This window comes from Shewanella saliphila, assembly GCF_014648295.1.
GTDB classification, from domain to species: Bacteria; Pseudomonadota; Gammaproteobacteria; order Enterobacterales; family Shewanellaceae; genus Shewanella; species Shewanella saliphila.
This window is the reverse complement of record NZ_BMQV01000001.1, coordinates 1-18812: the sequence shown is the minus strand read 5'-3', so window position 1 is coordinate 18812 and position 18812 is coordinate 1. Positions and strand designations below refer to the sequence as shown.

At 38.6% G+C, this 18812-nt stretch carries 17 protein-coding genes and 2 pseudogenes; 6 read left to right on the top strand and 13 right to left on the bottom strand.

Going from position 1 to position 18812, the window contains the following annotated elements; translation table 11 throughout:
* Nucleotides 1-121 precede the first annotated feature (121 nt).
* The 13 genes and pseudogenes from IEY48_RS00090 to IEY48_RS00030 form a co-directional block, all read right to left on the bottom strand.
* Nucleotides 122-476: pseudogene (locus IEY48_RS00090) on the bottom strand (IS3 family transposase); the annotation flags it as partial.
* Nucleotides 477-595: 119 nt separating this feature from the next.
* On the bottom strand, nt 596-1795 hold the full coding sequence (locus IEY48_RS00085) for a tetratricopeptide repeat protein (RefSeq protein WP_188916307.1): 1200 nt from the start codon (nt 1793-1795) through the stop codon (nt 596-598).
* A 6-nt stretch (nt 1796-1801) separates the two neighbouring features.
* Nucleotides 1802-2290: an energy transducer TonB gene (locus IEY48_RS00080; RefSeq protein WP_229786285.1), complete on the bottom strand. Its 489-nt coding sequence runs from the start codon at nt 2288-2290 to the stop codon at nt 1802-1804.
* A gap of 152 nt (nt 2291-2442) precedes the next feature.
* The gene (locus IEY48_RS00075) at nt 2443-2844 is read right to left on the bottom strand and encodes an ExbD/TolR family protein (RefSeq protein ID WP_188916305.1); all 402 of its coding nucleotides are present in this window, start codon (nt 2842-2844) and stop codon (nt 2443-2445) included.
* The gene (locus IEY48_RS00070; RefSeq protein ID WP_188916304.1) at nt 2834-3355 is read right to left on the bottom strand and encodes a MotA/TolQ/ExbB proton channel family protein; all 522 of its coding nucleotides are present in this window, start codon (nt 3353-3355) and stop codon (nt 2834-2836) included. The genes IEY48_RS00075 and IEY48_RS00070 overlap by 11 nt, the downstream gene beginning before the upstream one ends.
* Nucleotides 3345-4775, bottom strand: coding sequence for a MotA/TolQ/ExbB proton channel family protein (locus IEY48_RS00065; protein ID WP_188916303.1), 1431 nt, complete (start codon nt 4773-4775; stop codon nt 3345-3347). Before IEY48_RS00065 ends, IEY48_RS00070 begins: the two co-directional genes overlap by 11 nt.
* The gene (locus IEY48_RS00060; RefSeq protein ID WP_229786269.1) at nt 4775-5575 is read right to left on the bottom strand and encodes a DUF3450 family protein; all 801 of its coding nucleotides are present in this window, start codon (nt 5573-5575) and stop codon (nt 4775-4777) included. The genes IEY48_RS00065 and IEY48_RS00060 overlap by 1 nt, the downstream gene beginning before the upstream one ends.
* Nucleotides 5572-6393 (bottom strand): hypothetical protein, encoded by an 822-nt coding sequence (locus IEY48_RS00055; protein ID WP_188916302.1) that lies wholly within the window; start codon nt 6391-6393, stop codon nt 5572-5574. Before IEY48_RS00055 ends, IEY48_RS00060 begins: the two co-directional genes overlap by 4 nt.
* Nucleotides 6390-7082: a hypothetical protein gene (locus IEY48_RS00050; RefSeq protein ID WP_188916301.1), complete on the bottom strand. Its 693-nt coding sequence runs from the start codon at nt 7080-7082 to the stop codon at nt 6390-6392. Before IEY48_RS00050 ends, IEY48_RS00055 begins: the two co-directional genes overlap by 4 nt.
* 25 nt (nt 7083-7107) lie before the next feature.
* Nucleotides 7108-8433, bottom strand: coding sequence for an ATP-binding cassette domain-containing protein (locus tag IEY48_RS00045; RefSeq protein ID WP_188916300.1), 1326 nt, complete (start codon nt 8431-8433; stop codon nt 7108-7110).
* Complete coding sequence (locus IEY48_RS00040) at nt 8433-9479, bottom strand: FecCD family ABC transporter permease (RefSeq protein ID WP_229786268.1); 1047 nt, start codon at nt 9477-9479, stop codon at nt 8433-8435. The genes IEY48_RS00045 and IEY48_RS00040 overlap by 1 nt, the downstream gene beginning before the upstream one ends.
* Nucleotides 9470-10468 carry an ABC transporter substrate-binding protein gene (locus IEY48_RS00035; protein ID WP_188916299.1) on the bottom strand — a complete coding sequence of 333 codons (999 nt, stop codon included), beginning with the start codon at nt 10466-10468 and terminating at the stop codon, nt 9470-9472. Before IEY48_RS00035 ends, IEY48_RS00040 begins: the two co-directional genes overlap by 10 nt.
* A gap of 9 nt (nt 10469-10477) precedes the next feature.
* On the bottom strand, nt 10478-12514 hold the full coding sequence (locus tag IEY48_RS00030) for a TonB-dependent receptor plug domain-containing protein (protein WP_188916298.1): 2037 nt from the start codon (nt 12512-12514) through the stop codon (nt 10478-10480).
* Between the two features lie 445 nt (nt 12515-12959).
* On the opposite strand from IEY48_RS00030, the gene IEY48_RS00025 reads away from it, so the two are divergent.
* The 6 genes and pseudogenes from IEY48_RS00025 to IEY48_RS00005 all read left to right on the top strand — a co-directional run bounded on the left by IEY48_RS00025 (nt 12960) and on the right by IEY48_RS00005 (nt 18363).
* Complete coding sequence (locus tag IEY48_RS00025; RefSeq protein WP_188916297.1) at nt 12960-14117, top strand: PcfJ domain-containing protein; 1158 nt, start codon at nt 12960-12962, stop codon at nt 14115-14117.
* 52 nt (nt 14118-14169) lie between these two features.
* Nucleotides 14170-14408: pseudogene (locus IEY48_RS20375) on the top strand (IS630 family transposase); the annotation flags it as partial.
* Nucleotides 14409-14932: 524 nt separating this feature from the next.
* Nucleotides 14933-15253, top strand: a complete 321-nt coding sequence (locus IEY48_RS00020; protein ID WP_188916296.1) for an HxsD-related protein — start codon at nt 14933-14935, stop codon at nt 15251-15253.
* A gap of 1 nt (nt 15254) precedes the next feature.
* Nucleotides 15255-16727, top strand: a complete 1473-nt coding sequence (gene hxsB / locus IEY48_RS00015; protein WP_229786267.1) for a His-Xaa-Ser system radical SAM maturase HxsB — start codon at nt 15255-15257, stop codon at nt 16725-16727.
* Nucleotide 16728: 1 nt separating this feature from the next.
* On the top strand, nt 16729-17895 hold the full coding sequence (hxsC, locus tag IEY48_RS00010; RefSeq protein ID WP_188916295.1) for a His-Xaa-Ser system radical SAM maturase HxsC: 1167 nt from the start codon (nt 16729-16731) through the stop codon (nt 17893-17895).
* 105 nt (nt 17896-18000) lie between these two features.
* Nucleotides 18001-18363, top strand: a complete 363-nt coding sequence (locus IEY48_RS00005; RefSeq protein WP_188916294.1) for a hypothetical protein — start codon at nt 18001-18003, stop codon at nt 18361-18363.
* Nucleotides 18364-18812: the final 449 nt, after the last annotated feature.

The following is an 18812-nucleotide window of genomic DNA, read 5'->3' as shown; positions in this document are numbered from 1 at the left end:
CGATGGTTTTTTATAGATTAAAATTATTTTTGTTTTCGCAATATGTCAAACCGTAAAGTCTTCAATAAAATCATTTCTTTGAATTTTGTACCAGACAATTAGACATTGTACTGGTTAACCCAAATACCAGCCCTCTGGCCGGTTTACGAAGGTTGTAGGTTTCATTAATGCCTTAGATATCAAATCCGTGTTCATACGTTTGTCTATGTGCCATCCAACAATCCGGCGATAACACTGCATCAGAGTGTTTTTGTTGTGTCGTTACCTTGTAAGCTCGTCACTGGGTAGCTTTGAGTCGAAGGTGGTGCATAATTTTACGAACGAGATAGCGACCAACCTGGTAGCCTTCCTTGCGCAATTTCTTCACCATTTCACGATTCCCTAAGCTGCCTCGACTTTGCTTAAATAGCTGGCAACAAGGCGATAAAGCTTCAGTGTTTAAAGCTTATCACGTTTACAGGGCGTTTAAGCCACTCTTAATTTATTGATCATACTGTCTCAAAATTAAGTGTCCGATGGAATTAGACCAGAACATAGAATATGACCAATGAAAAATTTTTAATGCTATCTCGAGTAAGATATAAAGCTATTTTACTTATAGACCAAATCCAATTAAGTTTTGAATATAAGCATTTGCGATAGGTTCAAACCCTGGCGTTTGTTCTAGCTTGCGATAACAGGCTTTGGCTTCTGGCCATTGCTGGGCTAACCAGTAATGTTGCCCCATTAATAATAAGGCTTGTCCTTGTTGTTGATTACGTTTTTGTCGGGCGTATTTGATTTCTGTTGCGGTGCCCATTGCTAATGCTTGTTGTCCTACTTTTTTCCATGCACTTATTGCTTTGTCGTTTTGTTTGAGTACCGCAAATAATTGTCCTTGAAGTAAATAAAAATCGTCGTATACGACGGTACTCAAATTGCTATCAATGACAAATGATTGCATAAAATCTAACGCCTGCTGATATTGACCAGAAAGCCACGCATACTGAGCACAAGTATAATCTTGTGTGGTAAAAACTTGTCGACTTTGTTGTGATTGAGATAAGCATTCACTGGCAAAGTTATAGGCTTTCAGATTACCTAATAAGTTAACATTTACGGGTGTTTTATCATCATTAACTAACCGAGCGATATCTATCGCGACAGCTGCTGCCATTGGATTATCTAATCCCATTTCACTCTGAGCTAAAATTTGCCAAGCGGCTAGATTATCTGGCGCACTTTTTAGCCACTGCTGTGCACTACTTTTAGCCCCTTGCCAATCCTCCAATGCTAATTGACTATAACTAATGAGTGGCCACCAATGTTGCTTTACTGGCGAGATTAATAGCACATCAATAACCGCTTGATATTGTGCTAACTGATAATGTGCATAACCGATAATGTAACGAGCTTGCACCAATAAAACTTGATCACTATTTGATACCAGTAACGGGGTTAGTACATCTATCACCATTTGATACTGATTAGATTTTAACAATGAATCAGCAAAGTTGATGGCTAAATTACTATCATTAGGATAAAGCTTGTATCCTCGAGTCCAACAGCTTAATGCTTCTGCTTGAGCTTCAGTATCACTCAAGATTTTACAGCCATACTTGAATACGGTTGGATGAGGTTTTTGTTGCTCAAGTAGTGGTTGAATTAAGCGGGAGGCGGCAGCATAATTTTCTTTTTCGTGTAATTGATTCACTTTATAAAGTTGATTCGACTCAAAATGGCTGAGCTCACGAGATTGAGCATTAACACCGACAAGTAAAAAGATAATCAATATGAAGGCTGTAAGATACTTCATCGTAAATTAATTGACCTTAAAGTTAATGGGAACATCAACAAAAACCTTAACGGCCTCACCTGATAATATTGCCGGTTTAAAGCGCCATTTTCGTGCAGCTTGAATAGCAGAATCATCAAATACTTTTGCAGGATTTGACTCTACTACATTCACTTGGCTTACCAAGCCATTAGCCTCAACTATTAATCGTAATAGTACTTTGCCGCCGTCTTTGTATTTTCGTCCTGCGATGGGCATTTGTGGTTGAATATATTTCAGTAATTCGGGTGGTTGATCGACATCTTTTATACCCATAGTCATCGGGCCTAGGCTGGGTAGGGGAGTGCTGTCCATTGAAGGTGCGGAAAAAACGGGTTGCTGTATTGGTGTGTCGGCGACATTAGCCATAATAGGTAAGTTCATTGTCAGTGGTGGCGCGACTTTTGCGGTGGTTTGGGTTAATTCCACCGTTTCTATTTTCGGTGATTTTGTTTTTTCGACTTCAGGTAAAGTCATTGCCAAAGTGGCAGGCTTACTATTAATTAATCGTTGTGAAGGTTTGTGATTTAAAGCGTTCGGCAGATAAAAACACAACAAAATGGTGAGTCCAATTGATAATAATAATCGGACGCTCACTATTGCTATTTTATAATGCGGCTTTTGTTTCATTAGTCACTCTCGGACGCAACAGAACTAAAGCTGATCCCGGCTTTTTTGGCTATATCGAGTACTTTTATGGTTACTCCAGTTGGGCAATTGGTATCCGCAACAATCAATAATTTTATTTTGGGTGTTTGGCTGACTATTTGCTGTAACTTACCGGGTAAATAATAGATATCGATTTCTTTAGACTCGAAGTACACCCTTCCAGTGGTATCTAAGGTCACTATGATGGGGCTGCCCTCTACTCGAGTAGCTGTGCTGGCATAGGGACGGTGTATTTCAACGGCAGATTGTTGCACAAAATTGGTCGATACAATAAAGAAAATAAGTAGAATGAATACCACATCAAGCATGGGAGTCATATTGATTTCAGGATCTTTATCTTGCCTAAAGCGATCACTCAGCATGGTAACCTCTTACAAGATCAATACGTTGAATTTTGTTCAGTTTTCTTTGCCAGAAAAATGCTAATAATGCCCCACTTAACCCAATAAAAAGTCCTGTTTGAGTGGTGACCATTGCCATGGATATTCCCGCAGAGATCACCGCTGGGTCATGAAAACCGTAGTCTGCACCCGCAGTAAACATGGCGATCATTCCGCTAACGGTGCCTAATAATCCTAATAGCGGCGCAATCATAGATAATAGTTTGACGCCTTGAAGATCAAAATAGTGTTGTTGATATGCTTGTCTTAATGCAATTGAGTCAAGTCGATGATTAAGCCAGTCAGGACAAGTCGGTGTCGTGGTGCGGATATAAGATAAATCATATGACTTAAATACGATTTGGCTTGCCAGCCATAACATCCACAAACAACAACCAAAAAGTGGCCACATGACAATTCCGCCAACGTCAATAAACGCGAGCAGTGAATGCTCAAATTGGCTAATTGAATAAATGATGCTATTAATTGTCATGTTTATCACCAGACTCAATAAACAGCGCAAGTAATAACGCTGCTTGTTGTTCCATATTTAAGCTAAGGGCTTGTGCTCGGCGTTTCAATGGGTAATGCAGTAATAATAACGGTAGTGCAACCAGTAAACCTGCTTGAGTGGTGATTAATGCTTTACTGATACCTTGTGATAATAATTTAGGATCGCTATTACCAAATTCGGTGAGCGATTGGAAGGTTTCAATCATACCCGATACCGTACCTAGCAACCCAAGCATAGGTGCCATTGCAGCCAGTAATGCGATAAAACCTAAACCTCGTTCAAACTTTGACATTTGTTTTAGCATGAGTTGTTTTAGTCTGAGATCCATCGATTCAACACTCGAATCTATGACCATAGCGTTTGCGAGTACCGATGCTGCGGGAGTACGCGAAGTCTTCAGCAATTGCTGTTTTATCAAGCTTAAATCAGTATTTTCTACTTTACTTTCATTGACTTGAATATCGTCATTGATTAACTGAGCTAATGGTCTCCATTTGAACAATACAACGGCTCGCCATAAAGCAATGATGACTCCAATCACGGCTAAAATGAGGATAGGCCATAGCACTTCGCCCCCTTTTTTTACCCAATCAATAAAGGTTTGTTTATCAGCCAAACTTGGCAACATCCGTCCTTGGCTTAAATCGAGCGGCAGTAATTGCGTTTGATTGGTTAACCACTGATTGATGTTGTGACTGATTGTCGAATTATTGGGAGTAATTGCCGTGGGTAATTTATCGGTAAACATAATGAATTTTGGTGTTTTAGTGTCACTAACCGCCATTAACCCACCAATAACACGAAGATTTTCGTCACTTACGTGGCCATCTTCAAAACTAATAGGCGTATTCGTTTTTGTGATTTCAGCGGTCATTTTCATATCATCAACAGCATAAGTGACTAATTCATTTAAACGGACTAAGTTAGGAAAGCCAAGATGGGATTGCGCTTTTTCCAATGATTGTCGTCTTTGTGGCTCTATTAATTGAGTCGGACTTTGTTGCCATTGTTGCGATAGGCTGCGGATCGTTTTTTGATATGCTCCTTGGACTAGCTTCATATCATCAACAATACTTTGATAATCATTGGTTAAAGTATTTTTATGCACGCTTAATGCGGCTATTTTTTGATTAATAGCCGCGAGCTTTTGTTTTTTATCACTTAAGCGCTGGTCTAAATCTTGTTGATTACTTTTTACGTCAGATATTTCCTGTTTAAGGCGACTACGCCATTGCTGATTTTGTTGATTGAGCGCTTTTGCATGAATGTCCACAGCTTGATCTATTTGGCTGTATTTATCACTTTGCGGTATGATTTCATCTTTTTCTAATGCCACAGCATTTGGCGCACAGGTTAAGGTTAAGAGGCAAAGGAGTAAAATAATCAATATTGCTTTCATTATCTTTGCACTCCTAATGGTACATTGACGATTTCAGCAATTTGCTTGTTCATGGTAATGGCCATTGCCAATCTTAAATCGCCTTGTTCATTAATTGGTATGCTATTCCACTGGCGAGTTTTTTGATCAAACCAGCCAAATTGTTGTTCATCTGGGGTCATGTAAAACCAAGCTAAGCGACCTAAACGTAACAAGTTAACTTGCATCGTTTTTTCATCTATTACGATCACATCTTGGTTTACTTGCTGGCCGTATCCGTAAGCCACTTCAATACTGATGACTTCCAATAAACGTCTAAAGCGTTCTGCTAATGGCAACTCGCTTTTATCCATTGCGCTACGTAAAAACGCTAAACGTCGTTTACGTTCAGCAAAATCAAATGGCAAATCAGAGAATACTTGTTGCTCTAACATGGCATACCAAACCTCTAGTTGAGGTTCAAGTTGTTGCTTTAGCACATTAATCGTATCAATATCTTGTTGTAACTGAGCGATTTCTAGTTGCAGCGATCGTAAATTATTTTGTTTTTTTTGCAGTTGGTATTCAGTCCAATATAGCTCGCCTAAGCTTTGTTGTTGCTCAGATAAAGCATGCATTTTTTGTTGTTGCCAATCAGCAGCTTCTTGTCCTAATTGAACCGATTGCTGTATGGGCTGTTGTATTTTTTCTGCCCATTGCTCGGCTAAAGCATCAACGGCAAGCTGTTCGTTTACCTGTTTAGTGTCACTCGCCATTGTTATATTGCTAAGTAATAATAAGCAGGGTAATACAGCATTTAATGTCATTCGACTTGTCATCATCGCGTTCCTTTTTTGTATGAGCGGCGCCAAAACACAAACCCTTGAATGAATAGGCTTAATAGCAATAATCCATAACAAGCAAAAAAGTAGTTTACTAACGGGTTATGAACGGCAACAACTTTGACATGGACACCAAGATTATCCTTTTGATAAGGGATACTAAAATCGGTCACAGTGAGGTATAAATCATCCACTCTAAATTGACGCATAAATTCGGCTTCACCACTGACTTTGTGATGGCCATCATCGACAATAAAATGTGCCTTATTTTTACGTGGATCAAATTGCTCTACGCTGCGGCGAGTAATTCTGCCTGCAGGGCTTTTGCCTGTTTCATCTTGTTTAATGAGTGAAACATCATCTTGATAATCTACATTGGTCAGTTGTATTTGATAATGTCCACTGGAGAAGCGCTGGCCTTGATGCAGTACCGCGCTATCGTGCCCATGAATGAACACCAAATCGATGCCATGAAATAAAAAGACCAATAGAGTGAGAACATGTATGGGCAACATCATTATCCGTGGGCTATGCCAACGTTTGCGGCGCCAAGTCGGCCATAAATCGCGCCAAGAACACAAAGCGGTATTTACACCTAATAACACCATTAATCCGACTAACCCAATAAGCCAAACAGCAACCACTGGGGCTGTTAATAAAGGGGCTAACCAATGAGACATAGGTAAATCATTTAATGACTTAAACACTTGTCTTGATGCTTCGTGTTCACTAATAGCCATGCCTGCAGCAAACCATAGAGAAACGAGGACTAATAAGACGAATGCTAAACGCATTGAAAATAACCAGTTCATCTTCATAGTAATCGATATCCCAACATCAATAGGCTAATAAAACCCAATACAACAGCCTTTCCCATGTACAGTGCGCTGGCATTGGAAAACCACGCTTTAGGGATGTGAAATACCAAAATAAACAACAGGTAAGTTAATGCCGATAAGAAAAAGTGACCACTCCAGCTCCAACTGCGTCCCCAGCCGATAAATGCCCAATAACTTCCCGCAATCTCACCGCCTAAATAGGCAGTTCCTGCAAATAAACTTAAAAGGTGACTATGGCTTTCTAAATTGGCCTCACTGCGTATTGCTTGTATTAAATAACCCAAACATCCGGCAATGGCTAAACCCAAGGCTAATGGCCGTGATAAGAAAAATAATTGTGCCCAAATAGAGGTTAGCATTGCGCTACTGTCTTTAGGCGGGGTAAGCATTTGACTGTACATCAGCATTGCAAGTGCTATCGCACATAAGATAAACACATAATTAATTTGTGCACGGTTTTGTAAGCTTAAGAAAACCACCGACAGCAAACATACCAAGGCTGTGGCGACTAAATAAACTATTTCACTGCTAGCAGGAAATAGCAGACTATTGGCATTAATGAGGGTTAATATCAATATGGCTAAACCAAACAAAGCCACATTAATAAATCGTATCGATAACCTTGTTTTACCGGCGGTTGCAATAGACCTTAAACTTGTATCATTCATGTCATTATGCTCTTATTAACGCTTGTCATTTGGTTTCGGTATAGTGCTGATTATGCTTCACAAATCGTATTAGTTTTTTCAGTACATCAGTGTCGGTAATATTGACAACTTGAGGGTTATGTAAAGACCAATGTCGGCAAACTTGGCTGACTAAATTGGGCCTAACGACCCAAATATGACGGCTTCCGGCCATGGCTAATAGAGGTGCTATTTGGTGACCAAATCCTTGTCCGTTTAGCTCCATTGGGCCTATTTCATCGATAATACAGACCGTTTTTATGTGAATGTCTTTTGGCGATAATGCCTTAATCCCTAACGCCATTCCCTGCTCAGTAAAACTAAATCGAGTCTTGGTTTTTTTATCCAGTACGCCTGTACGGTGGCCGAACAAACAGCGTTCATTTGTTGCAATATCGACAATGTCGCTACTGAACCTTTGGCCGTCTTTCATCTCGCCAGGGCAGAGTATTCCCGCCAGAGGAATGTCGTCTTTGTGACATTGCAGAATCAATTCTGTAAGCAGTGTTGTTTTGCCGCTGCCGCTTTCGCCAGTAATAATCATCACCTTGCTAGGGGCTTGCCCTAATACATTTTGGGGAATAAAAAACTCGGTCTGAGCGACTTGGTAGCTAGTGGCAGGGATGCCATAAAGGCGACTAATATTTCGACTGGTCATCACCACATCTCGCTCACCATAATTAAGCACTTTGCCATCTTCTAGCAGCAGCACTTTATCAGCGTAAAGTTGGGCCAAATTGGGATCATGTAAAATGGCGATAACGGCAGTGTTTAATTCAATACAACTGCGCTTAACTTGAGATAACACTTGATAACGATGACGAAAATCAAGGTGGTTTGTCGGTTCATCAAGTAGCAGTAAACGGTTACTTTGAAATAATGCTCTGGCTAATAAAACTAATTGGCGTTCGCCACCAGATAAGCGGTTGTAATCACTTTCAGCAAGCCTGCCAACATCTAATAATTGCATAATGCTTTTTGCATCAATCACATCTTGCTCTGATGGTGATTCAAAAGTGGAAATAAAAGGTGTTCGCCCCATCACCACCATTTCTAAAGCGGTAAAAGCAAATGCAGTTTCTTGTTGCTGAGGCACCAATGCCATTTGCATGGCGACGTCAGCACGAGACATATCACTTAATGGACGCTGATTTAACGATATAGAGCCATTACTTGGGCGAGTTAAACCACACAGGCAATTCATCAATGTGGTTTTACCTGCACCATTTGCGCCTAAAATAGCTAAAAACTCACCGGGTTTTAACTCAAAACTGACATTGTCTAATAACAGCTTGTCGCCAATAGCAAAGCTAATATCAAATACCTTGAGCATTAGTAAGTGCCTCCTTGGCGGAACCGGAATAATAAGAAAGCAAACAAAGGCGCGCCAACTAAAGAGGTGACAATCCCAATCGGAATTTCCATGGTGAAACTTGATCTTGCAACACTGTCAGCTAGCAGTAGAAAAATAGCGCCAATTGCGGTGGAAAGGGGGATGACACGCATATTATTCGCCCCAGCAAAGGTGCGCACCATATGCGGAACCACCAAACCAATCCATGCAACTTGTCCGACGGTTGCCACGCAAGATGCCACGATAAAGGAGCTAATAATAATTAATACTAAGCGTAATTTTGCTGGTTCTATGCCTAAACTGCGGCTTTGTTGATCACCCAAACAGAGAACATTCAAACGATAACGCAGCGAGTGAATTAGCCCATATCCAATAACGACCGGTACAGCCAGTTGCGCTACAGTACTCCAGCTACTGGCAGACAAGGAACCCATTAACCAAAAGACAATTGCGGGTAATTCTCCATAAGGATCGGCGAGTGCTTTTAGCATGGTTAAGCCTGAACCAAATATTGACCCGATAATAATACCGGTCATTAACATCAACAATATGCTATTGCTGCCAAATTTTCTGGCCATAAACATCGCAACGCAAGCGGCTGATAATCCACAAACAAAAGCGAGTAACTGTACGGTGAACCAACTACTTCCAGGCAGAATTAGGCCCATAGCGGCACCAAACATACAACCCGAAGCCACCCCTAGAATATCAGGTGACACTAACGGGTTTCGAAATACGCCTTGATAGACAGCACCAGAAACCGCAAGGCCGGCACCCACTATTAATGCGGTGAGTAACCGTGGCAAACGAATCAGTAAAATAATCCGTTCTTGTTGGGTTAACTCTTCAGACACTTGCCCCGTCATCATTAAATCAATGAGTACCGAAGGCAACTTTTGCATGGCGCTTAACAAATCACTTGGATTAATGGCAAATCGCCCAGCATACAACCCAACTAAAAGGATGATGATTGCCATCGCCGCCCATTGAATAGGCAATAAATGGGGTTTTGTCATTACTGGCATTTAGGCTGACTTTGTAAAGGCGATAAGCATTCATCGCCAAAAGCAACGTGATAAAAACGGGCTATTTCAGCTTCAGCGTCGACCTCTTTAAATTGTTCTGGATATGCGTTTACGGCAATGTAAAGCGCGCCAGCCATTGCCATTGGCGATGGCATATTCCAAAAGCTCTTATTAGGTAACATGATTTGTGGTAATTTAATGAGTGGTGTTACCAGTGATTGCGCCAGTTGGTCATCGACCTTGGTTGAATCATTAGATTCTCTAATTAATATTTGGGGCTGCCAAAGTAATAATTGCTCTACATTCACTTTAGGGTAGAACCCCGGTATATTTTTAGCGACATTATCCACACCGGCTATAGCCATTAATTGGTGCTGGAACATTTTCTCACTTGCGGTGCGATATAAGTCTGAGCTATTGACATAATAAGCGCGTAAAGCTTGTTCTTTCGATAAACCAGCCAAACCCGTGTTGATAATGTTTTTTAACCTCAGGTTTTCAGCGGCAATTTGCGCAGCTTTATCTTGAGTACCTGTAGCTTTAGCCAGCAAGTCAAGCACCTGTTGAGCTTCTAAGAACGTTTCTGGTTGGATGATTAAACAGGCAATACCTAATGAGGTTAATCGGTCTGCTAATCGATAACCGTCTTTTTTTCCAAAGACTAAAACTAAGTCAGGATTTAAAGCAATGATGGTTTCTAAACTGGTGCCAGCTGAACGACTACCAACAACCGAAAGTTCACGATTGCCTAGTTGCTTTTTGATAAACGGTGAGTTTTTAGTCATGCCACCAATTCCTACTAATTTATCTGCAAGTCCTAAACTTAAGGAAAATAAATTAGCTGGGGTAAAGGTTGAGACTATTCGCTCTGCAGGTTTTTGTAATACCACTTCACGGCCTTGTTGATCAATCAAGTGTATCGGCGCTGCCGATACACTTGAAAGACCACAAAGTAGAATGGCTACAATACTTAATAGTATGTTAGGCATTCATTATCCTTAAAAACGATATTTAACGCCGACTTCATAAGAACGGCCTTCATTTGGTTGGCCATATCCTTCGTAGTGCGACTCGTCTAAAACGTTATTGAGGTTTACATATGCAGAAAATTGCGGTGTAAATGCTTTCTTAAAGCCCATATCGATGGTTAATGTATCGCTTTCCCATTCGTCTGAATCAACATCAATTAAAATATCCGTACGGTAACGAACACGTAAATTACTATTAATGTCTAACGTGGGTTGATGCCAATTTAACATTGCGGTAAATGAATCTTTAGGGATATCGCGGAAGTAATCAGATTCACGATCTTCACTTTCATTACGAGCATGGGTGTAACTGTAATCAAATGATAAGCTGATATTTTCTGATAACTGGCTTAACGTGCTGAATTCAATACCGTAGAATTTAGATGTGCCCACATTTTGATTAACTTCAAGCTTGTAGTCTGGATCGGTTGGATCTGTTAAGTATACTTCTACAATTTTATCGCTAATATCATGATAAAATAGACCAATATCGATGTTGTTTAACCAAGTATAAGCAAGATCATTTTTCCAACCTAATGTATAACTGGTATTGCGTTCTGGTTTAAGATCGTGACGAGCACCGGTATCATCATACATTTCCGAAAAAGTAGCGAAACGAGTTTTTTGTGCGATTGAACCATAAACAAGCCCTGCGTTATCAAAGGTGTAACTCATACCTAAGCTAGGATCAAATGTATCTGAATCATCATTATCTGTGTCTGCATCGATACCGCGGTCTTCACCAACAGTCTGTTTATGCCATGCAATCCCTGCAACAACATTGAGCGCCCCAAATGTCATGGTATCTTCGGCCGCAAAACTAATAGTATCTAATTGAGAGCGTTCATAACCGTGTGATTCGTCAGGGTCAACATAAGCGACATTTTTTTTCTTATGGACATCATTTTTATAGTTAACGGATACGCTTAAACGATTCCAATCGGTAAAGTTCATATCGGCAAAAACAGCTCCACCACCGGTATAATCACTATAACTACTTACCGCCAATTTTACGTATTGCTCTGGAGTATCATAAGAATCATAGCTGTCATCATGGATATGATAATAAGCTAATGCGCGAAGAGTGAGTGAATCATTAATACGGTGCTGACCACTTAAATCTATCCCTGTATCTTTATATTCTGAAATTTTTGCAAAACCACTGAAATCGCTGAAAACTTTGTTATAACGGGTGTTGTAAGGTAAGTCGCGTTCGGTATCTAGATTGAACACACTGGCAAAAATTTCGCTATTTTCGTTAGCATATCCGCCACGTACCCAGATATTAGTGGAGTCATAAGATGAATTTTCACGCTTGTCGCCATCTTCAATAACCATTTCAGAGGGTAAATCACCATACTTGTCTTTTACATCTGAAAGTACAGGTTCATAGTCATTAGACATTCTCATGGAGTCTCGACCACGGTGATTTACGGTTGCAAATAAACTAAATCCATTTTTACCGAGACTGATTGAGGCGGATTCATTATTTTGCCCATTTTGACCCAGCGACGCTTCAAGGTCGCCACTAATGCCATCTTGGCCTTTTTTGGTAATAATATTCACCACGCCACCCATTCCATTTGGGCCATACAGTACCGATGACGCACCTTTGGTCACTTCAATTTTGGCGATAATGCTTGCTGGAATTTGGTTTAAATCTAACTGACCGTAATTGGTTTCATAATAAGGTACACCATCAAGAAGGATTAAGATTTTATCTTGTTCAAATCCTTGAATGGTTATGAATTTTTCACCTTTGCTAGACTGAGCTGTATGCACGCCAGGAATATAATCTAATGCATCTGCAGCCGTTTTTGCGCCAACTAATTCAATTTGGTCTTCTGTCATAGTGTTATGAATAGCAATATCTTTAACACCAGTCTGTCCTGATACAACAATTTCACCTAAGGAAAATACATCACTTTCATCATTGGCGATTGCAGATTGGCACGCCAATAAGCTGCAAACAGCAATAGCAATGTTGGTTTTTTTAGTCATCGTCATTTTAATCTCCATCCATTTACTTTAATGACTACCTAACTTGTTATGATTTTGTTATTCATTTAGAAGTACTTAGGTAATCTATGTCTTTTTTGTCAACGTTGAAATCTAGTTGGACATAAATGTAGACATTGTTACGACAGCGTTGATTGAACTCAACTAAAACAAATTGAAATTACGACAAGTGCAGCAAAATTACATCTAAAGGGAAACGATTTAACAATGAGGGGACAATTTGTCCGTCAAAATTAATGAAGCTATTAATTGAGTAGAAAAAGAAACTCGACATCGGCTTAATGTGATGGGACGATTCATTTTTGAGTTAGAAAATATTTATTATTTAATAAACTAAGTTAAAGTTATATAGGAGTTATCACCAGGCTAGTTAGGTGTTTTGATGTTTTTACTATATATAAGGCCTTAGGCCACAACTACATTAAGCAGAAATATGGATTTTCAACTGACGATACAAACCACTCACCTGGGTTTTGACTATGATATAGAGCTGCATAGCTGGCATCAAAAGCTATGTGCTTATAGAGTCTTCGACACGAAACCTAAAGAATTATTAGAAGGTGGGCTAGGGTTAGGGCTTAACTTTATCACTCAGTTTGCATTAGGTGATGAATGGTTGGCGCAAATTCCTGAGCAATATATTTCAATCACGAATGCTTTTCCTGAGCATCAGTATCAGCTTTTATGGCTTGCTGCCAATAGTGAGCAAGCCACTCAATTGCTATTAATGCGCCCATTATTATTAGTGCTTATTTGTGAGCAGTACCCAATTGATAATGAAAAGGCATTAGCATTAAGCCAACTAGGACAACGTGACATTCTCAGTGAACTCGGATACGACAATTCGAAAGCGACACTTAAATTTATCGACAAGCTAACACTCAAGTTTGATAGAGATATAGAGTTAAAGTTTTTGAAAAAACTGTTAGATAAGAGAATGTGTCGCTATAAAGTTTTTAAACATCATCAGGTAATAAACTATTTGACCATAAGCCTGGATAACCGATACCCATTTTTAACCTGCACAAAATTAGGCCATGCGATAGCAAATGATAAAAGTATCAAAAGAGGGCCGTTACGAGCTTGTTTGGCTGACACCATAGCACTGGGTTTAGCGCTCGGTGTTAATGAGCCTGCTAACAGAATTGGCCAGCTTTCGTCATTTGATGAGCTTGAAAGATTGCATCAACAATGGATTGATCAACGTAATGATATTGAAAGATTGGAACACAGGCCAGTTGATGCTGATGCACCATATCCACAATTGATCGCGAGTGAGCCTAACTTTGTCGCAATAGATAATTATGATGCGCTGATTAATGAAGGTATGACTCAAAAGCATTGTATTGCTGTTTATCATAATCGGATAGTCGCAGGACACTATTATGCGTTTAAAATGGAGCACCCACAAAGAGTAACCATTGGAGTGAAAGTCAATAAACGCATTGGCATGCTTGAATTGGACCAAATCAAGGGAATACGCAATGCAATCGCAACCAATGAAACCCAAGAGTTAGTCTATGCATGGTTTGAGAGAGTGAAGAAAATCTATAAGCAAGGTTATGATCATCAGGTGGAGTTAAAAGCTTAGTTGTCTAGTTCATATATTCAGGCTTTGGCGATTGCAAAGATTCGATACGGATGAGGTAGCCAAAGACTTTAATAATTTATCAGTGCTCAAATTTACACCTTATTCTCCAGAGCAAACCCAACAGAGCAGGTATGGGAATGATTAAGACAGTACTGTTTGGAAAATAGGTGTTTTGAAGGCTATAACGATATAGATGAGCAGTGTTGTAAAGCCTGGAATATATTTATTCAGTGCAAGGACAGCGTAAAAAGTTTGTGTACACGAGACTGGCCTAATATAGGCAAAATCTAATACAGATTTGTATGTTTTTATTTCTTAAATTAAATCTTGTTTTTAAGCAAATTCTTTGATATCAATATGCATTATATAGTTTTAAATATAGCAATCATGGTATTGTAAATTATATTTTATTATTTATGGCATTGACAGGTAGAGGTGTAAAGTGAGTAAGAAAAAATTTTTGTTAGGCACATCAGTATTATTAGCAACATTAGCTACAGCTAATGCCTCAATCATAACTTCTCCACAGGCTGCCCACTCTGAGAGTTCTATTAAAGGCTCAATAGACAGTTCAGTAAAAGCTACAGAATTAGAGTTCCTGATTGAACCATCTTTAACTGCAGGGGCTGATGACCTTCATGCATCTCATGCGTCGCATAGTTCACACAGCTCGCATAGTTCACATAGTTCACATAGTTCACATAGTTCACATAGCTCGCATAGTTCACACAGTTCTTCAGCATATTGATTAGAACTTAAGTAAAGATTGAAAAAGGATTCTGTAAGAGTCCTTTTTTGTGTTTAAAGGAAAAACTATGATCGAAATACCTTCTATTGATTTGAATAATAAAGCCTTACTTGTTGTATCTAACACTACTTATACAATGCAGAATGTAGAGAGTGCATCATATAGGTTTACTGGATTTGCTAGTTTTAATTTTTTGGAAAAGGACACTGAAATTAAAATCGAAATCGAATGTTTACCTAACTCAGATCTGACAGCGAATGATATCTATCATTTACTTAAAAACCAATTGCTTAGTGAGTCGTTAAGACAGAAAATAGCTGACCAGACTGAAACAGAAAGAAACTTGATTCTAGCTTATGCCTTTTCTAACACTGCATTGGTGAAATAATATGGCATTAATGAAGCGTTTTAAAAGCTCTGACAATTTCCCTGTTAATTCTGAATATAAATTATTACCTATTCGGTTTACAGAATTGGATAATGAACGAGTGGTTATCACTAATATGGTAGGTGAACATATTGTTGTTAGCCAAGACAGCTTAAACTCACTCATAACTAGAAGTAAACCACTTGATGACAGTCTTTTAGCAGAGCTTTATTCAAAACACATCATTTATGATGGTGTTTCTCAACTTCCTTTAAAATTATCTGGACTAAAGTACCGAACAAAAATCGCCAGATTAAAGAATTTTACTGCTTTGCATATGGTTGTTACGACTCTTCGTTGTGATTACACTTGCCATTATTGCCAAGTTTCAAGGCAAAATCTGTCGTCAGACAATTCACAATTTGACATGACTGTTGAGACTGCGGATAAGGTTCTTAATTTAATCTTTAAAAGTCCAGCTAAAGCTTTGAAGATTGAGTTTCAAGGTGGGGAATCTCTTTTAAATTTTGATGTTATAAAGCATATTGTTTTAAATGCTGAAATTAGAGCAGAGACAGAAGGTCGAAACATGCAATATGTTATTGCGACCAACTTGTCGCCTTTGAATGATGAAATACTTGAGTTCTGTAAATTATATCGGATTTATATTAGTACATCGTTAGATGGACCTTTTAAATTACATAATAGAAATAGGCCTAGGCCAGGTAATAACGGACATCAACTAACCGTTGCAGCAATTGATAAGGTCAAAAGCCATATTGGGATAGACCATATTTCAGCCTTGATGACAACATCAGGAAGGTCTTTAGACTTTTCTAAAGAAATAATTGATGAATATATAAAAAATGGCTTACATGCTATTTTTTTAAGGCCTCTTAGTCCTTACGGTTTTGCTGTTACTAAAGGACATATTAATCGTTATGATACAGAGAAGTGGTTAGATTTTTTCAAGGAATCACTGTCTTATATCATCGAGGTGAACAAGCAAGGTTACCCTCTGATAGAGCAATATAGCTCACTCATTCTAACTAAAATTTTAACGGCTAGAGACTTAGGTTACGTAGACTTACAGTCGCCTGCTGGAGCTATGATAAGCGGCATTATTTATAATTATGATGGTGATGTATATGCTTCAGACGAAGCAAGAATGCAAGCTGAGATAGGACATACTGAATTCAGGTTAGGCAATGTAAATGAAAATACCTATGAAGAGATTATAGGTAATGAATTTATGCTGGATTCTATTGAAAAGTCTTTTGCAATCAGTAGTCCGCAATGTACAGATTGCGCATTTCTTCCGTATTGTGGTTCAGATCCTGTGTATCATCTAGCGACCCAAAATGATGTTGTCGGAAATAAGCAGTTGTCTGGATTTTGCAAGAAAAACATAGGGATTTTTAAGCTCCTCATAACATTACTTGAAGATAGCGACCTTCACACTAAAAGAATATTGAAGTCTTGGGCGAGGTATTAAAATGGCTCATACCATAAAACTAACTAACTATAATTCACGACTAATATCAGTGACAAATATAAAGGACACTACTTTTTATCGCATTACGGAAAACAATAGCTTTCCTGAGTCTCTAAGAGCTAATTATGCGCTTTTAATTAAAAGTCCTATTAAAGGTGAATTTCCTGAAGGTTTTGGCTCTTATTTGTATTTTGAATCATCGAAACCTGTTTTAGTTGAAGGGGTTAACTCTTTCGTCTTAGCAGATGATTTTGACTATTTAGCCACAGATGATGTAATTAGGTTTACTAGTAATTTAAACTTAAGAGTAATTTACAGAAGAAATGTTTCTCCAAACTACTTTATGGTTACAGAGCAATGCAATAGCTTTTGTTTAATGTGTTCGCAACCACCTAAAGTAGTAAATGATTTGCACTTAGTTGAAGAGTACCTTGATGTAATCCCGCTTCTCCATAGAGATACTCCTGAAATAGGAATTTCTGGTGGGGAGCCTACTATTTTAGGCCAAAAATTTGTTGAGCTTTTAGAGCGATTATATTCATACTTACCAAGGACTTCTTTACATGTATTGTCAAATGGAAAGTCTTTTGTTGATACAGGCTTTATAGCAGAAATAGCTAAAACCAAACATTCTGATTTAATGTTTGGTATACCGTTATATAGCCATATAGAGCAAAGACATGATTATATTGTTCAAGATAAAGGAGCCTTTAACAAAACAGTTGAAGGAATTTTAAATCTTAAACAATTTAATCAAAAGGTAGAGCTAAGGTGCGTTATACAAAAACCTAATTCTGGAGACCTTGTAAATTTAGCTAAATTTATTGCAAGAAATTTACAGTTTGTAGACCAAGTCGCATTTATGGGACTTGAAGCAACAGGCTTTGCCAAAAGTAATATTGAAGAACTTTGGGTTGAACCAGAAAATTATATGAAAGAGTTGGAAGAGGCTGTATGGCAACTTACTAAAGCTCATGTCAAAGTGAAAATCTTTAATCATCAACTATGCCTATTGCCTGAGTCTTTGTGGAGGTTTTCAGTACAAAGTATTTCAGATTGGAAAACGAGCTATGAGAATGAATGCAATATATGTAGTAAAAAGGCTGTTTGTGGAGGATTTTTTTCTACATCAGATGGAAAGATTCCTAATGGAATAAAAGCCTTATAATCTGAGCTTAATGTGAATAATAAAAGCTACCATAGCCCCCGGTGTCAGGACGGTAGTCTCCACATTTTTCATAAAATAAAATAGGGAGCGGTGAGTTAATTATGAGTGAAGCATTATCCAGAAGATCGGCTCACTACAAAATTCAATACTGATCAATATGATGCGCTTATTATAATGCGTGAGAAGATAGGAGAGTTGGCTGATGAAAATATTTACCGTTACTATTTCTGTGAACAATGGATTTATGGTTATTGGAAGTGCCGAGTTGATATAGCAGCTTGTGTTGCTCAAGGATGGAAACGCAATCAATATATAACTGGAAGGATGTTAACTCAAAAGGTATTCAATAAAATCATCTCACTAAAGTTTGTACCAGATAGTGAGCTTGAAGGTACCGTTATAGCGAATCAAAGATTCCAAGCTGAAGACCTGACGTTAAACCCGAAATTTTTTGTTCAAGGATTATAAATATTAAAAGGCCAGATCCACGAAGTGAGACAAAAACCATTTGGTTTGAGAAAGAACACACACAGGTTATTAACTCATAAACACAAACATCCTATTTAACATAATATACATTGTGCGCATACGCGGGTATATGTTCAATAGGCTATATTTCTCATTGCTGGTAAGACTGCCTTTATAGTTCTCACTATCTACCAAGCGTTTGTTTAAAGCATTTTAGTGGCAAATTGAGCATTTAAAATCGTGATTACATTGCATGCTTTTATTTTTTACCACTAATGCCAACCAATTATTCAATCTCAGCAAGATGATTTAAGGGTTTATTTGTAAGCGTCTAGCAAAAGGCACATACCTTTCACCAAGCGGCTGATTTATGTTGTTCCCCTATTTTATTGGGAGACACATAATGAAGACCTTTCGTGATCAACAGCAGTGGCAAGAGCTCATTCTCG

What these genes read in the sequence shown, in the direction of transcription:
- IEY48_RS00065 (WP_188916303.1), bottom strand. Translation starts at nt 4,775, where the DNA reads ATGAAAGCAATATTGATTATTTTACTCCTTTGCCTCTTAACCTTAACC.
- IEY48_RS00040 (WP_229786268.1), bottom strand. Translation starts at nt 9,479, where the DNA reads ATGCCAGTAATGACAAAACCCCATTTATTGCCTATTCAATGGGCGGCG.
- IEY48_RS00055 (WP_188916302.1), bottom strand. Translation starts at nt 6,393, where the DNA reads ATGAAGATGAACTGGTTATTTTCAATGCGTTTAGCATTCGTCTTATTA.
- IEY48_RS00060 (WP_229786269.1), bottom strand. Translation starts at nt 5,575, where the DNA reads ATGATGACAAGTCGAATGACATTAAATGCTGTATTACCCTGCTTATTA.
- hxsC (WP_188916295.1), top strand. Translation starts at nt 16,729, where the DNA reads ATGGCTCATACCATAAAACTAACTAACTATAATTCACGACTAATATCA.
- IEY48_RS00080 (WP_229786285.1), bottom strand. Translation starts at nt 2,290, where the DNA reads ATGACTTTACCTGAAGTCGAAAAAACAAAATCACCGAAAATAGAAACG.
- IEY48_RS00075 (WP_188916305.1), bottom strand. Translation starts at nt 2,844, where the DNA reads ATGCTGAGTGATCGCTTTAGGCAAGATAAAGATCCTGAAATCAATATG.
- IEY48_RS00035 (WP_188916299.1), bottom strand. Translation starts at nt 10,468, where the DNA reads ATGCCTAACATACTATTAAGTATTGTAGCCATTCTACTTTGTGGTCTT.
- IEY48_RS00025 (WP_188916297.1), top strand. Translation starts at nt 12,960, where the DNA reads ATGGATTTTCAACTGACGATACAAACCACTCACCTGGGTTTTGACTAT.
- IEY48_RS00020 (WP_188916296.1), top strand. Translation starts at nt 14,933, where the DNA reads ATGATCGAAATACCTTCTATTGATTTGAATAATAAAGCCTTACTTGTT.
- IEY48_RS00030 (WP_188916298.1), bottom strand. Translation starts at nt 12,514, where the DNA reads ATGACGATGACTAAAAAAACCAACATTGCTATTGCTGTTTGCAGCTTA.
- hxsB (WP_229786267.1), top strand. Translation starts at nt 15,255, where the DNA reads ATGGCATTAATGAAGCGTTTTAAAAGCTCTGACAATTTCCCTGTTAAT.
- IEY48_RS00070 (WP_188916304.1), bottom strand. Translation starts at nt 3,355, where the DNA reads ATGACAATTAATAGCATCATTTATTCAATTAGCCAATTTGAGCATTCA.
- IEY48_RS00045 (WP_188916300.1), bottom strand. Translation starts at nt 8,433, where the DNA reads ATGCTCAAGGTATTTGATATTAGCTTTGCTATTGGCGACAAGCTGTTA.
- IEY48_RS00085 (WP_188916307.1), bottom strand. Translation starts at nt 1,795, where the DNA reads ATGAAGTATCTTACAGCCTTCATATTGATTATCTTTTTACTTGTCGGT.
- IEY48_RS00050 (WP_188916301.1), bottom strand. Translation starts at nt 7,082, where the DNA reads ATGAATGATACAAGTTTAAGGTCTATTGCAACCGCCGGTAAAACAAGG.